Below are 13,905 nucleotides of genomic sequence, written 5' to 3'. Positions count from 1 at the left end.
GTCGAAGATATTGCGGTTATCTCAACGTGCGGGTACCGTCGTCGACCATGCAGCAGGAACCCGGAAGCCGAGTCGGTGACACCGGCGGCGAGGTGGCGGAACGCGTCCGTCAGGTGATCGCCGCCGTCGGCGTCAGCCAGCGCGAGTTCGCGCGCCGTATCGTCATGGACCCCTCCAAGCTGTCCCGCTCCCTGAGCGGAGCCCGGCGCTTCACCGTCGCCGAGCTGGCCCGCGTCGCGGACACCGGGGACGTCGACGCGGCCTGGCTGCTCGGCTCCGGCGGCCAGCCGGACCAGGCCGCCACGGGACGGGCCACGGCGCGCCCACGGCGTACGACGGGACCGGCGCCGGAGGACGGCGGGCGGCCGTTGCAGATCGTGCGGGAGACGGTCCGGCTCATCGCCGAACGCGGCTTCCACGCGGTCCGGGTCGCCGACATCGCCGAGGCCTGCGCCACCAGCACCGCCGCGATCCACTACCACTTCCCCGGCCGTGACGACCTGCTCGAAGCAGCCGTGCGCTGGTGCATGGACGAGGACACCGCCCGCCGCGCCGCCCACATCGCGGAAGCGGCCGATGTGGCGGGCGAACTGCGGCAGTTGATCGAGCTGCAGACCCCGGACACCCGACGCCAGCGCCGCCAGTGGAGCGTCTGGCTCGACCTGTGGGCGGAGGCCGCCCGCTCCACCGTCGTCGGCCGGCTGCACGTCGAGTACTACCGGCAGTGGCGCGAGACCGTCGCCGACGTCATCCGCCGCGGCGTCGCCGCCGGAGCCTTCCGCCCCGTCGACCCGGAGGCCGCCGCGCTCACCCTGACCGCCCTCATCGACGGCCTCGCCTCCCAGGTCCTCGCGACCACCCCGGGCGAACCCGGCACGAGCGCGGACGACATGCGGCGCGCCCTGCTCGCCCACGTCGAGACCTCGCTCGCCGCGCGCTGAGCGGCAACCCTGCCCACTGAGCGGCAACCCCCGCACGTCGGGCGGCACAGCGACTTCGTCATACCCCGTCATATCCCGTACCAGGAAAGGGAGTTCAGCATGCCCATGAACCAGGACGTCATCATCACCGCCGCGCTCACCGGCGCCGGCGACACCGTCCGCAAGAGCCCGCACGTGCCCGTCACGCCCGAGCAGATCGCCAAGTCCGCCGTCGAGGCCGCCGAGGCGGGCGCCGCCGCCGTGCACATCCACGTACGCGACCCCGAGACCGGCGCCCCCTCCCGCGACCCGAAGCTCTACCGCGAGACGGTCGAGCGGATCAAGGAGACCGGCACCGACGTCATCATCAACCTCACGGCCGGCATGGGCGGCGACCTCGTCGTCGACCCCGTCCAGCCCCTGGAGAAGCTCGGCGAGCTGCCCGGCACCGACCTCGTCGGCGGCCTCGACCGGCTCCCGCACGTCGACGAGCTGCTCCCCGACATCTGCACCCTCGACTGCGGCTCCCTCAACTTCGGCGAGAACCTCTACGTCTCCACCCCCGAGATGCTCCGCCAGGGCGCCCGGCGCATCCAACAGCTCGGCGTACGACCGGAGTTGGAGATCTTCGACACCGGCCACCTGTGGTTCGCCAAGCAGCTGCGCGAAGAGGGACTGCTCGACGACCCCACCGTCTTCCAGCTGTGCATGGGCATCCCGTGGGGCGCGCCCACCGACCCGGGCGTCCTGCAGTCCATGGTCAACATGCTCCCCGAGAACGCCCAGTGGGCCAGCTTCGCCATCGGCCGCATGCAGATGCCCTGGGTCGCCCAGTCCATCCTGCTCGGCGGGCACGTCCGCGTCGGCCTGGAGGACAACCTCTACCTGGGCAAGGGCAACAAGGCCACGAACGCACAGCTCGTCGAGCGCGCCGTGCAGATCACCGAGTCCCTCGGCGCCCGTGTCGTCAGCCCGGACGAGGCCCGCGCGAAGCTCGGCCTCAAGCCCCGCGCCTGACCCCTTCGCAAGCACCCCGCACACCCCTGCCCGAGGACCCCTCATGACCGCAATCAACACCCCCGCCGCCCCCTGCGCCCCCGAGGACGTCACCCGTGTCGCCTGCATCGGCGCCGGCGTGATCGGCGGCGGCTGGGTCGCCCACTTCCTGGCCCGTGGGTACGACGTCACCGCCTGGGACCCGGCCCCCGACGCCGAGCTGAAGCTGCGCCGCCTCGTCGACGCCGCCTGGCCCGCCCTCACCCAGCTCGGCCTGGCCGACGGCGCTTCGCGCGACCGGCTCACCGTGGCCGCGACCCTCGAAGAGGCCGTCGCCGACGCCCAGTTCGTGCAGGAGAGCGCCCCCGAGAAGCTGGAGCTCAAGCGCGACCTGCTCGCCCAGCTGGACGCGGCCGCCCCCGCCGGAGTCGTCATCGCCTCCTCGACCTCCGGCTACCCGATGACCGACATGCAGACCACGGCCGCCGACCCCGGCCGCCTGGTCGTCGGCCACCCCTTCAACCCGCCCTACCTGATCCCGCTCGTCGAGGTCGTCGGCGGCGACCGGACCGCCGAGCACGCCGTGAGCTGGGCCTCCCGGTTCTACGACGTGGCCGGCAAGTCCGTGATCACCATGAAGGCCGAGGTGCCCGGCTTCACCGCCAACCGCCTCCAGGAAGCCCTCTGGCGCGAGGCCCTGCACATGGTCGCCAACGGTGAGGCCACCGTGCAGGAGATCGACGACTCCATCACCGAGGGCCCCGGCCTGCGCTGGGCGTTCATGGGCCCCATGCTCACCTTCGCGCTCGCGGGCGGCGAGGGCGGAATGGCCCACATGCTGGACCACTTCGGCCCCTCCCTGAAGTCCCCATGGACCCGCCTGGAGGCCCCGGAGCTGGACAAGAAGCTGTACGACGCCGTGGTCGAGGGTTGCGACGAGGAGGCCGGGGAACGCACCATCGCGGACCTGGTGGCCGAACGCGACCAGGGCGTCATCGACGTCCTGCGCGCGACCGGCCGCCTGCCGCAGCAGCAGCGTGCCCAGCACGCCGCACAGCACGAACAGCACCAGGAGACCGCATGACCACCACCCCCGAGCAGGCCCTCCCCCTGCTGCACCGCACGGTCAGGCCGGAGTGGATCGACTACAACGGCCACATGAGCGAGGCCTTCTACGTCCTCGTCTTCGGCCACGCCACCGACGCCATGATGATCGAGGCGGGCCTGCACTCCGCGTACCGCGAGTCCAGCGGCTGCTCCCTCTACACCGTCGAGTCGCACATCCGGTACCTGAACGACGTCCCCGAGGGCGCCCACCTCGCCGTACGCACCCGGATCCTCGGCGCCGCCGCGAAGAAGGCGCACTTCGTGCACGAGCTCTTCGTCCTGGACGAGGCCGAGTCCCCGGTGCCCGAGGGCGCCGAGCCGGTCGCCACCAGTGAGCTGCTCGCCCTCCACGTCGACCAGCAGGCCGGCCGCACCACCCCCTTCCCGGAGGACATCCAGGGCCGCCTTGCCTCCTTCACGGAGGCGGCGCCCGACTGGGCGGGACGGTCCATCGCCCCCGTGGCCTGACCGCCCACACCCCGAACGGGCCCTGCCCCATCCCCCGGGGGCGGGGCCCGTTCGGCTGCGCGCACACGGTTTCGTACGGACGCCCGTGCACGGGCGCACGTGCTGGGACGGCGGGGCCCTCAGGGAGCCGGGTTGGACAACGCGATCGCGGCCGTGATCAGTCCGAGCACGATCCAGCCGAACCACAGCCAGCCGTTGCTGCCGAGGGCGACCGTGTAGCCCGTCACCGCGACGAGCGCTCCGACGGTGGCCACCCCCATCGTCTTCGTGGAACTGGGCATCTTCGTGGAACCGGGCATCGCAACACCCTCCTCGCGCCGAGCGGACACCCGGCCGGTGTCCACCGGTGACCTGGGGACATCGTCTCGCGCCCGGGCCCGGTTCCGCCAGCGTGCGTAACAGAAGGCCCCCGGAACTGCACGTTCCGGGGGCCTTCCAGGTGAGCGGTGTGCTACTGCCCCCGCGCGTGCAGCGAGGCCAGATACGCGTTGTACGCCTCCAGCTCCTTGTCGCCGTCCCGGTCCGCCGCGCGGTCCTTGCGGCGGGCCTCGCGCTCCTCCGACTTGCGCCACTGGAACAGCAGCGCCACGAGCACGACCACCGAGGGGATCTCACTGAACGCCCAGGCGATGCCACCGGCCGCCTCCTGGTCGGCCAGGGCGTCGATGCCGAGCGAGGCCGGCGGGTTCATGTACGTACCGACCATCGGCTGGGTCGCCATCATCAGCGCGATGCCGAAGAACGCGTGGAACGGCATGCCCGCGAACAGCTCCAGCATCCGCATGATGTACCCCGGCCGGTGCGGCCCCGGGTCCACGCCCATGATCGGCCAGAAGAACACCATGCCCACCGCGAGGAAGTGCACCATCATCGCGATGTGCCCCGGCGTGGAGCCCATCAGGAAGTCGAAGAGCGGCGTGAAGTACAGCGCGTACAGGCTCGCGATGAACAGCGGGATGGTGAAGGCCGGGTGCGTGATCACCTTCATGTACCGGCTGTGCAGCAGCATCAGCAGCAGCTCGCGCGGCCCCTTGCGCCCACGCCCCGCGACCGGCAGCGCCCGCAGCGCGAGCGTGATCGGCGCGCCCAGGAGCAGCAGGATCGGCGACAGCATGCTGATCACCATGTGCTGCACCATGTGCACGCTGAACATGACCATGCCGTAGTCGTTCAGCTTGGTGCACATCACCAGGGCGACGGTCAGCACACCGAGCACGAACGAGATCGTCCGGCCCACCGGCCAGGAGTCGCCGCGGCGCCGAAGCCGCACCATGCCCCATCCGTACAGGCCGAGCGCCAGCAGGCAGCCCACCAGGAAGAACGGGTCCGAAGAGAACTGAAGGGCTCGGCCCAGCGTGAACGGCGGCAGATCCATCATCATGCCGTGCCCGCTGTGATCCATCCGCTGCTCCTGATTCGTGCCGGTTGTCCGAACCAGAGTAGAACCGCCCCCGGCCGGGAGTTCGGCCGGGGGCGGTTCGGGGCAGCCGGGGTCAGAGGACGGTCTCGGCCTCCGCGTACCGGTCGGCGGGCACCGTCTTCAGTGTCTCCACGGCCTGCGCGAGCGGCGCCATGATGATCTCGGTGCCCTGCAGCGCGGTCATCATGCCGAACTCCCCGCGGTGCGCGGCCTCGACGGCATGCCAGCCGAAGCGCGTGGCGAGCACCCGGTCGTACGCGGTGGGGGTGCCGCCGCGCTGCACATGGCCGAGGATCACCGGCCGGGCCTCCTTGCCGAGGCGCTGCTCCAGCTCGATGGAGAGCTGCCGGGCGATGCCCGCGAACCGCTCGTGGCCGTAGATGTCCTTGCCGCCCTCGTCGAACTCCATCGAACCGGCGCGCGGCTTGGCGCCCTCGGCGGCGACGACGATGGCGAACTTCTTGCCGGCCTCGAAGCGGGCGCCGACCTTCGCGGTCAGCTCCTCGATGTCGAAGGGCCGCTCGGGCACGACGATCGCGTGCGCACCGGCGGCCATACCGGAGTTGAGCGCGATCCAGCCGGTGTGGCGGCCCATGACCTCGACGATCAGGACGCGCTGGTGCGACTCGGCGGTGGTCTTCAGGCGGTCGAGCGCCTCGGTGGCGACGCCGACCGCGGTGTCGAAGCCGAAGGTGACGTCGGTGACCGCGATGTCGTTGTCGATGGTCTTCGGGACGCCGACGATCGGCAGCCCGGCGTCGGAAAGCAGCCGCGCGGCCTTCAGCGTGCCCTCACCGCCGATCGGGATGATCGCGTCGAGCCCGAGCTCCGCGACGTGGCCCTTGGCCCGCTCGACGCCGTCGCGCAGATGGGCGGGCTGGACGCGGGACGAGCCGAGGATGGTGCCGCCGCGCGCGAGGATGCCGCCGACGGCGTCGAGGTCGAGCTTGCGGTAGTCGCACTCGAGCAGGCCCTTCCACCCGTCGTGGAAGCCGATGACCTCGTCGCCGTGGTCGGCGACGGCACGGTGCACGACTGAGCGAATGACCGCGTTGAGGCCGGGGCAGTCGCCGCCGGAGGTGAGGACACCAATACGCATGACCCAAGAACCCTTGCAACGTGGGGCGGATGACCGGACCACGTCGTCCGGCTAAGACAGCGTCACCCTACTAGTGCGAAGCGACGGCGCCGAATCCGTTCCAAGGGCCGGTCTTCGTCCAAGACGACAAAAACGCCTCAGGGGTCGTGAAGACCCCTGAGGCGTCCGCTCAAGCGTGCTGAGGCCCGCTCAGGCGGGCTGCGTGGACCCGCTCATGCGGTGGTGGTCCCGCTCAGGCGGGCTGCGTTGCGGCCGCGATCCGCTCGGAGCGCAGCGCCTCGTACCAGCGGTCGTCGACCTGCGGCAGCGCGTTCACGTCGAGCGCGAGGCGCAGCAGCATGTCGGCGATCTGCGGGTTCCGGGCGAGCACGGGGCCGTGCATGTACGTGCCGAACACCGTGTCGTTGTACGCGCCTTCGGTGCCGTCGCCGGTGCCGTTGCCCTTGCCGAGGCGGACCCGGGCGAGCGGGCGGGCGGTCGGGCCGAGGTGCGTGACGCCCTGGTGGTTCTCGAACCCGGTCAGCTGCGGCAGGCCGAGCGGCTCGTCGATGTCGCCCAGTACGTCACCGACGCAGCGTTCGCCCTCGCCGCGGGTGGAGGTCACGTCGAGCAGGCCGAGGCCGGGCTCGCGCTGGCCGAGGTCGTTGATGAACTCGTGGCCGAGGATCTGGTAGCCCGCGCACACCGAGAACACGATCGCGCCGTTGGCGACCGCGCGGCTCAAGTTGCCGTCGCGGCGGAGCCGTTCGGCGGCGAGCCGCTGCGGTCGGTCCTCGCCGCCGCCGATCAGGTAGATGTCGCCGGAGGTCGGCACCGGCTGGTCGCTGCGTACGTCGTGGCGCTCCACGTGCAGGCCGCGCTGGTTGGCGCGGCGCTCCACGACGAGGGCGTTGCCCTGGTCGCCGTAGGTGCTCAGCAGGTCCGGGTAGACCCACACCAGGCGAAGACTGTTGTCACTCATGCTTGATGGTCCTCAATCCTTGAAGTGCCTTGAGGCGCGGGTCAGTTGCCGACGCGGCGGCGCAGGTCCTGGAAGGCGGTGTAGTTGGCGATCGCCTCGATCCGTCCGGGCGGAGCCAGCTGCACGGCCTCGTCGACGCTGTCGCAGACCCGGAACTCCAGACCGGCCACTTCGAGGCGTACGGCCAGGTCCAGCTTGCGGTCGCCGATCACGAAGATCGGGTGCCCGGCGAGACGGGTGTAGTCGACGTCCCACAGCCAGGAGGTGTCCGTGCCGTCGGCGCCGCGCGCGTTCACCGAGAGGATCACCGGCGTGGGCGGCGGGTCGATCAGCGAGAACGTCTCCAGCCAGCCGGCCGGGTTCTTCGCGAGCAGCAGCCGCAGGTCGCGGTTCATGAACTGCACGACGTCGTACCGTCCGGCGACCGCCTGCACCTGGTACATCCGCTCCAGGGCGACCTGCGGCGGCACCCCGAAGGCGGCGGCGACGGCGGCGGAGCTGGTGGCGTTGGCCTTGTTGGCGCGGCCGGGCAGCTGGAGCTGGATCGGCCAGGCGGAGCCGTGCGGGTCGAGCACGTGGTCGCCGTTGAGCGCCCAGCTCGGCGCGGGGCGGCGGAAACCGCACTCGCCGCAGAACCAGTCGTCGCCGGGGCGCTGCATCACGCCACCGCAGGACGGGCAGGACCAGGCGTCGTCCTTCCACTCCTGGCCCGCCGCGACCCACACCACGTTCGGCGAGGAGGACGCGGCCCACACCACGAGCGGGTCGTCGGCGTTGGCGATGATCGTGGCCTTGGAGCCGGCCAGGCCCTCGCGCCACCTCTCGGCCAGCATGCGGGTCTCGGCGGCCCGGTCGAGCTGGTCGCGGGAGAGGTTGAGCAGGGCGATGGCCTTCGGGGCCACGTCGCGCGCGACTCCGGCGAGGTACTTCTCGTCGACCTCGATCACACCGAACTTGGCGTCCGAACCACCGGCGAGCGCCGAGGTGATGCCCGCGGGCATGTTCGCGCCGAGCGCGTTGGACACCACGGGCCCGGCGGCGCCGAGCGCCTCCGCGATGAGTCGCGTGGTGGTGGTCTTGCCGTTGGTCGCCGAGACCAGCACCACATCGAGGTGCTGGGCGAGCCGGCCGAGCAGATCCGGGTCGAGCCTCAGGGCCACACGGCCGCCGATCACCGAACCGCTGCCGCGGCCGGCCGCCCGCGACACCGCCGCGGCCGCCTTGCCGGCCGTCACGGCCAGCTTGGCCCGCGGCGACAGCGGGTCCACACCACCCGGGTTTGCTGCCATCGTCCTTGTTCCTCCTTGCTTCCGGCGCCGCGCCTGCCCCCGGCACTGGTCGCATCAGCCTATCGAGATCCCCGCCGCTGCCCGAACTGCGGCACCGTGACGCCCGCCGCAATACACCGGAACGTACCCTTGACCGCTATGCGACACGGATCGATCCCCGGCAGTTCCGGGCGCGTACGGCCCCTGACCCTGCTCGGCGACCCCGTGCTGCACGGGCCCTGCGAGGACGTCACCGAGTTCGGCCCCGAACTGTCCGCCCTGATCGACGACATGTTCGCGACCATGTACGCCGCCGAGGGCGTGGGCCTCGCCGCCAACCAGGTCGGCGTCCCGCAGCGGGTGTTCGTCTACGACTGCCCGGACGACGAGGACCGCCGCCACCTCGGGCACGTGGTCAACCCGCGCCTGATCGCCGCCGACGGCGACACCGTACGCGGCCCCGAGGGCTGCCTCTCCCTGCCGGGCCTGGAGGCGCAGACCCCGCGCTTCGACCGCGCGCTGATCGAGGGCGTGGACCGCCACGGCGCCCCGGTCCGCATCGAGGGCACGGGCTGGTTCGCCCGGTGCCTCCAGCATGAGTGCGATCACCTGGAGGGCACGGTCTACCCGTCCCGTCTCGGCAACTGGCGTCGCGCCCGGCTATTGCGCGCGGCGCGGCGGGCACCCTGGGGCGCGGGCGTGGACGTGCGGGCACTCGGCTAGCGCGCTTCTTTCCCCTCCCCGCCCCTTCCCGAACTGGGGCTCCGCCCCAGACCCTCCCCCAAGCTCTCGGCTCCGCTCGAGCAGGGGGACCCCCATCTCAATCGCCGGAGGGGCTGGTTTTTCAGGGGCGCGGGGCTGTGACATGTGCGGCTCCGCCGCGGGGCGCGACAAGCCACGACGGCGGGTCAGTCGAACGACAGCCGCTGCAAGCTTTCGGGAAGGGGCGGGGAGGGGACCAAGACGAGCCCGTCCGGCGTTTGAGGACGAGCCCGCAGGGCGACCGGCGTGCACCGAGCCGACGGTGCGGGTCAGAACCCAGGACCCCCCTCACGATTCCCCGCGGCAGCGAGCCGCCCCCACAACAGATCCGCCAGATCCCGCACCAACTCGGCCCGGCTGCAGGGCCGTTCACCCAGCCACCAGTCACCCGCCGCATGCATCATGCCGACGATCCCGTGCCCCCACACCCGCGCGAGCCGCTCGCTGTCCGAACCGAGGTCGACCCGCTCCGCGATCACCTCGGCCAGCTCCTCGCCCAGCCTGCGCAGCAGCGGCGCGGAGTGCCGGCCCACGTCGAAGCCCTGCTCGCCGGGCGAGGCGGCGTCGGCGGGGTGCATCAGGAAGCGGTAGACCTGCGGCGCACCCTCGATGGCCGAGAGGTACGTGTCGAGCGTGGCCTCGACGCGCGCGCGGCGTTCCGACGGGGCGTCCAGGGCGGCGCGCAGAGAGGCGAGGAGCGCGTCGGTGTGGCGCTTGGCGAGGGCCGCGTAGAGCCCGCCCTTGTCGCCGAAGTGCCGGTACAGGATGGGCTTGGTGATGCCGGCCTCGGCGGCGATGGCGTTCATCGACGCTCCGGGGCCGTCGCGCAGCACGACCCGGTCGGCGGCCTCGAGCAGCTCCCGCTTGCGGCGCTCAGCCGCCAGGGCCTGCTCGGTCCGTTCAGTCGTGTCCATGGTGTTTCTCCCCGCCCGTGCGATTCCGTGACGCAACGCGCAACGTAGCACCCGCCGGTTCGGGTCCTCGAACGCATCGAACGGCACCGCGGAGTTGACAGGCGCTACTGGCGGGTAACAGACTCGAGTTACCGCAAGTAACAAGGTGTTGGAGGGGACGGGCATGGCCGAGTTCACCATGGACCTGAACGACGAGCAGAAGGAGGTCCGGGACTGGCTGCACGGCTTCGCCGCCGATGTGATCCGCCCCGCCGCCGCCGAGTGGGACGAGCGCGAGGAGACCCCCTGGCCCGTCATCCAGGAGGCCGCCAAGCTCGGCATCTACTCCCTGGACTTCTACGCCCAGCAGTTCTTCGACCCGACCGGACTCGGCATCCCCATGGCGATGGAGGAGCTGTTCTGGGGCGACGCGGGCATCGCCCTGTCCATCGTCGGCACGGGCCTCGCCGCCGTCGGCGTCCTCGCCAACGGCACCGAGGAGCAGATCGGCACCTGGGTCCCGCAGATGTACGGCGACCCGAACGACGTGAAGGTCGCCGCCTTCTGCTCCTCCGAGCCGGACGCCGGCTCCGACGTCGCCTCGATGCGTACCCGCGCGGTGTACGACGAGGCCAAGGACGAGTGGGTCCTCAACGGCACGAAGACCTGGGCGACCAACGGCGGCATCGCCAACGTCCACGTCGTCGTCGCCTCCGTCGACCCCGAGCTCGGCTCCAAGGGGCACGCCTCCTTCATCGTGCCGCCGAACACGGAGGGCCTCTCGCAGGGCCAGAAGTTCCAGAAGCACGGCATCCGCGCCTCGCACACCGCCGAGGTCGTCCTGGAGGACGTCCGCGTTCCCGGCCACTGCCTGCTCGGCGGCAAGGAGAAGCTGGACGAGCGCCTCGCCCGCGCCCGCGAGAAGGCCAAGAAGGGCGGCGAGCGTGTGAAGAACGCCGCGATGGCCACCTTCGAGGCGTCCCGCCCGGCCGTCGGTGCCATGGCGGTCGGCACCGCGCGTGCCGCGTACGAGGAGGCGCTGGAGTACGCGAAGACGCGTGAGCAGTTCGGTCGCCCGATCATCGACAACCAGGGCGTCGCCTTCCAGCTCGCCGACATGGCCACCCAGGTCGACGCCTCCCGGCTCCTGGTCTGGCGCGCCTCCTGGATGGCGACCACGGGCAAGAAGTTCGAGAACGCCGAGGGCTCGATGTCCAAGCTGTACGCCAGCGAGACGGCCAAGAAGGTCACCGCCCAGGCGATCCAGATCCTCGGCGGCAACGGCTACACGCGCGAGTACCCGGTCGAGCGGATGCACCGCGACGCCGCGATCTACACGATCTTCGAGGGCACCAGCGAGATCCAGCGCCTGGTCATCGCCCGCACGCTCTCGGGCCTGCCGATCCGCTAGATCATCCGGCCTGTACGCGAGTACGCCGCGGCCCCCACCCGAACTCGGGCGGGGGCCGCAGTGCGCTCACCGCTCAGGTGTTGGGGCGCTTTCCGTGGTTGGCGCCCTTCTTCTTACGGGCGCGGCGCTTGTTCCCTCGCTTGGACATGGAGGCGGCTCCTTGCCGTACGTGCCGACTATTTCGGGATATGTCGGCGTGCTGGCCAGTGTAGGGAGGGGTGGTCCGAGGCCGCATCCGAAGCGGGGGCGAAGTCGCAGGCGCCGGGGGAGTCGGTAAGGGTGAGGACGGTGCTCCGTCATCGGCACCCTCGTACGACCCACGCGAAAGGCTGTGCTCATGTCCTTCACCCACGTCCTCGCGGTCGCCCCCGTGCGTGACATCGACGCCTCGGTCGCCTGGTACGAGCGGCTCCTCGGCCGCCCCGCCGACGCCCGCCCGATGCCCGGCCTCGCCGACTGGCACATCGCGCCGTACGCCTGGCTGCAGGTCTTCCAGGCGCCCGAGCAGGCCGGCAGCACCCTGGTGAACCTCGTCGTGGACGACCTCGACAAGGCCCTCGCGGACCTCGTGGCCCGCGAGATCACCCCAGGCCCGGTCGCGCCCGGCGCGCAGCGCGTCCGCTTCGCCGCCGTCGAGGACCCGGACGGCAACCGCGTCACCCTGATCGAGAACCCGGTCGCCTGAGCGTCGCCCCTGGTCAGGCCTGCCGCAGCGGGTACGCCGTGCGGTCCCGCCAGCCCGTGCCGTCCCAGACGATCAGGTCGACGGCGGTCACGGGCGCGGTCAGCGGCAGCGTCGGCGCCAGTTCGGCCTCCAGCGCGTCGTACGCGGAACGGCAGGTGTCCGGGCCTGCGTCGTTGGCGAGGGTCAGATGCGGCGCCAACGGGCTCGCGCCGAAGATCCCGCGGTACGGCACCGCCTCCGGCCAGCACTCCATGAGCTGCTTGGTGAGGGCGGTGACCGGGTCGTGCGGCCACGGGTCCAGGTACAGCACACCGGGGTAGCGGCCGAACTCGGCGAAGGTCAGCTCGAACGCCTCGTGCCCGGCGAAGAGCGTGCCGAGCCGTGCGTCCGTCGCCGCGTCGATGCGGCTCGCGTGCAGAAAGGGGTAGAGCACCGTGACATGCGCGGGGAAGGGAGCCCGCACCAGTGGGTCGGCCGCGGGCACCTTGATGGTGAGCGCGGTGTCACCGGGACGGTCCGGCCAGCCGTGCGCGTCCTCGTCCGTGCCGCTCACGCCGGGGCGACCTGCGCGTCCAGGTGGCCCAACACCTCGTCCACCAGGCGCTGTTCGGGCAGCAGCCCGTCCAGGAGGACCGTCCGCTCGGGCAGCGTGGCGACGGCGGCCGTGCACGGTTCGATCATGGCCCGGCACCAGCGCCTGGCGGCGGCGTCACGCTCCGGGTCGCCGGGCGCGACCGTGCGCTCCTCGATCCGGCGCTCCAGCTCCTCGGGCGGCACGCGCAGGAAGAAGTGGTGCAGCGTGACCCCGGCACGGTCGAAGGCGCCGAAGACCTCCGCCGCGTACCGGGGATCGACCAGCGTCATCGGCACAAGGAGCGGACGCTCGTACTCCGCGACCAGGCCGAGGCCAAGCTCCGCGACCTGGCGGCGCCACAGCGGCAGATCCTGAAAGTTCCCGGTGGGTACGTCGACGATGCGGCTGAGCACCTGGCCGACGTCCTCGGGGTCGAAGACCAGCGCCTCGGGCAGCCGCCTGCGCAGGTGCGCGACCAGGGTCGTCTTGCCGCTGCCGAAGGCGCCGTTGATCCAGACGATCATCCCGGGACCGTAGCACCGGGCCCGAACTGCCGGGCGCGCGGGCTCAGTCGAGGAGTGCGAGCACCGGTTCCAGACCCGCCGGGCGCTGCTCCACCGGCAGGTGGTCCACGAAGTGCACCGAGCAGCCGAGCCGGGCGGCGCCCCCGTCCGCCCGCCGGTCGTCACCCACCATCAACGCGTCCTCCGGCGCCACCCCGAGTGCCTGACAGGCCACCGCGAACAGCCGCGGATCGGGCTTCTGCACGCCGTGTTCGTACGACAGGACGTACGTGTCGACGTACCGGTCGAGGCCGTGCGTGCGGAAGACGGGCCGCAGGTCCCAGCCGATGTTGCTGACCACGCCGACGAGCAGTCCGCGCTCCTTGAGTGCGGCGAGCACGTCGGCGGTGTCCGGGTAGGGACGCCAGGCGGCCGGAGTCCTGTGGCGGTCGTACAGCGCCTCGTGGAGGCCGGGCGCCGGCAGGGCCACCTCGCGGGACAGACCGGTGAACGCCGCGCGGTGCAGCTCGGCGCTGACGTCCCGGGTGGCATACAGCTCCTCCAGGTGCGCGGGGACCGTACCGGGAGGCGTGCCGCCGGGCAGCGCGCCGACGGCTTCCAGCTCGGCGACGTAGTGCCTGAACTCCTCGTCGGCAACGGTCAGTTCGGACGCGTCCAGAGTGGCGCGCAGCCAGGACTCGGTGGACTCGAGACGCAGCAGGGTTCCGGAGAAGTCGAACAGCACACCCTTGATCGCCATCCCCCGATCCTCAGCGCCCACGCCCAACCCGGTCAAGAACGCGGGGGCGGCCTCCGGCTCCCGTACAACGGATCGCGG

The 13,905-nt window shown here is 71.5% G+C and carries 17 protein-coding genes; 7 read left to right on the top strand and 10 right to left on the bottom strand.

The genetic code is table 11. From position 1 onward, the window contains the following. Positions 1-47 precede the first annotated feature (47 nt). The 4 genes from RCO28_RS28655 (at position 48) to RCO28_RS28640 (ending at position 3,491) form a co-directional block, all read left to right on the top strand. On the top strand, positions 48-941 hold the full coding sequence (locus RCO28_RS28655) for a TetR family transcriptional regulator C-terminal domain-containing protein (RefSeq protein WP_308944188.1): 894 nt from the start codon (positions 48-50) through the stop codon (positions 939-941). Between the two features lie 99 nt (positions 942-1,040). After that, a complete protein-coding gene (locus tag RCO28_RS28650) occupies positions 1,041-1,937 on the top strand; it encodes a 3-keto-5-aminohexanoate cleavage protein (RefSeq protein WP_308944187.1) in 897 nt (298 codons plus the stop codon). Positions 1,938-1,980: 43 nt separating this feature from the next. Continuing rightward, positions 1,981-3,000 (top strand): 3-hydroxyacyl-CoA dehydrogenase NAD-binding domain-containing protein, encoded by a 1,020-nt coding sequence (locus RCO28_RS28645; RefSeq protein WP_308944186.1) that lies wholly within the window; start codon positions 1,981-1,983, stop codon positions 2,998-3,000. Continuing rightward, positions 2,997-3,491 (top strand): thioesterase family protein, encoded by a 495-nt coding sequence (locus RCO28_RS28640; protein WP_308944185.1) that lies wholly within the window; start codon positions 2,997-2,999, stop codon positions 3,489-3,491. The genes RCO28_RS28645 and RCO28_RS28640 overlap by 4 nt, the downstream gene beginning before the upstream one ends. 119 nt (positions 3,492-3,610) lie before the next feature. Here RCO28_RS28640 and RCO28_RS28635 read toward each other — a convergent pair whose 3' ends face one another. The 5 genes from RCO28_RS28635 to RCO28_RS28615 all read right to left on the bottom strand — a co-directional run bounded on the left by RCO28_RS28635 (position 3,611) and on the right by RCO28_RS28615 (position 8,260). Further along, on the bottom strand, positions 3,611-3,790 hold the full coding sequence (locus RCO28_RS28635; RefSeq protein WP_282534182.1) for a hypothetical protein: 180 nt from the start codon (positions 3,788-3,790) through the stop codon (positions 3,611-3,613). A 152-nt stretch (positions 3,791-3,942) separates the two neighbouring features. Next, positions 3,943-4,893, bottom strand: a complete 951-nt coding sequence (locus RCO28_RS28630) for a cytochrome c oxidase assembly protein (RefSeq protein ID WP_308944184.1) — start codon at positions 4,891-4,893, stop codon at positions 3,943-3,945. A 91-nt stretch (positions 4,894-4,984) separates the two neighbouring features. Then, complete coding sequence (locus RCO28_RS28625) at positions 4,985-6,010, bottom strand: 6-phosphofructokinase (RefSeq protein ID WP_282514418.1); 1,026 nt, start codon at positions 6,008-6,010, stop codon at positions 4,985-4,987. A 232-nt stretch (positions 6,011-6,242) separates the two neighbouring features. Further along, on the bottom strand, positions 6,243-6,971 hold the full coding sequence (locus RCO28_RS28620; protein WP_308944183.1) for a glutamine amidotransferase: 729 nt from the start codon (positions 6,969-6,971) through the stop codon (positions 6,243-6,245). Between the two features lie 41 nt (positions 6,972-7,012). Beyond that, on the bottom strand, positions 7,013-8,260 hold the full coding sequence (locus RCO28_RS28615) for a MurT ligase domain-containing protein (RefSeq protein WP_308944182.1): 1,248 nt from the start codon (positions 8,258-8,260) through the stop codon (positions 7,013-7,015). A 138-nt stretch (positions 8,261-8,398) separates the two neighbouring features. Between RCO28_RS28615 and def the strand changes: the two genes are divergently transcribed. Further along, positions 8,399-8,962 (top strand): peptide deformylase, encoded by a 564-nt coding sequence (gene def / locus RCO28_RS28610; RefSeq protein WP_308944181.1) that lies wholly within the window; start codon positions 8,399-8,401, stop codon positions 8,960-8,962. Between the two features lie 308 nt (positions 8,963-9,270). Here the strand turns inward: def and RCO28_RS28605 are convergent, their stop codons facing one another. Further along, a complete protein-coding gene (locus RCO28_RS28605) occupies positions 9,271-9,915 on the bottom strand; it encodes a TetR family transcriptional regulator (protein WP_308944180.1) in 645 nt (214 codons plus the stop codon). 163 nt (positions 9,916-10,078) lie between these two features. On the opposite strand from RCO28_RS28605, the gene RCO28_RS28600 reads away from it, so the two are divergent. Continuing rightward, complete coding sequence (locus RCO28_RS28600; RefSeq protein ID WP_308944179.1) at positions 10,079-11,305, top strand: acyl-CoA dehydrogenase family protein; 1,227 nt, start codon at positions 10,079-10,081, stop codon at positions 11,303-11,305. A 73-nt stretch (positions 11,306-11,378) separates the two neighbouring features. Here the strand turns inward: RCO28_RS28600 and RCO28_RS39480 are convergent, their stop codons facing one another. Next, the gene (locus RCO28_RS39480) at positions 11,379-11,453 is read right to left on the bottom strand and encodes a 50S ribosomal protein bL37 (protein ID WP_372460710.1); all 75 of its coding nucleotides are present in this window, start codon (positions 11,451-11,453) and stop codon (positions 11,379-11,381) included. Between the two features lie 189 nt (positions 11,454-11,642). On the opposite strand from RCO28_RS39480, the gene RCO28_RS28595 reads away from it, so the two are divergent. Then, positions 11,643-11,990, top strand: coding sequence for a VOC family protein (locus RCO28_RS28595; RefSeq protein ID WP_308944178.1), 348 nt, complete (start codon positions 11,643-11,645; stop codon positions 11,988-11,990). A 13-nt stretch (positions 11,991-12,003) separates the two neighbouring features. Here the strand turns inward: RCO28_RS28595 and RCO28_RS28590 are convergent, their stop codons facing one another. From RCO28_RS28590 to RCO28_RS28580, 3 genes are read right to left on the bottom strand one after another with little or no spacing between them, the layout of a single operon-like run. Beyond that, on the bottom strand, positions 12,004-12,543 hold the full coding sequence (locus RCO28_RS28590) for a 2'-5' RNA ligase family protein (protein ID WP_308944177.1): 540 nt from the start codon (positions 12,541-12,543) through the stop codon (positions 12,004-12,006). Further along, the gene (locus RCO28_RS28585) at positions 12,540-13,088 is read right to left on the bottom strand and encodes an AAA family ATPase (protein ID WP_308944176.1); all 549 of its coding nucleotides are present in this window, start codon (positions 13,086-13,088) and stop codon (positions 12,540-12,542) included. The genes RCO28_RS28590 and RCO28_RS28585 overlap by 4 nt, the downstream gene beginning before the upstream one ends. A 43-nt stretch (positions 13,089-13,131) precedes the next feature. After that, positions 13,132-13,827, bottom strand: coding sequence for an HAD-IA family hydrolase (locus tag RCO28_RS28580; RefSeq protein WP_308944175.1), 696 nt, complete (start codon positions 13,825-13,827; stop codon positions 13,132-13,134). Positions 13,828-13,905 lie beyond the last annotated feature (78 nt).

Origin of the sequence: Streptomyces sp. LHD-70 (assembly GCF_031157275.1) — a bacterium.
Taxonomy (GTDB): Bacteria; Actinomycetota; Actinomycetes; order Streptomycetales; family Streptomycetaceae; genus Streptomyces.
This window is presented reverse-complemented; position numbering and strand designations above follow the sequence as displayed.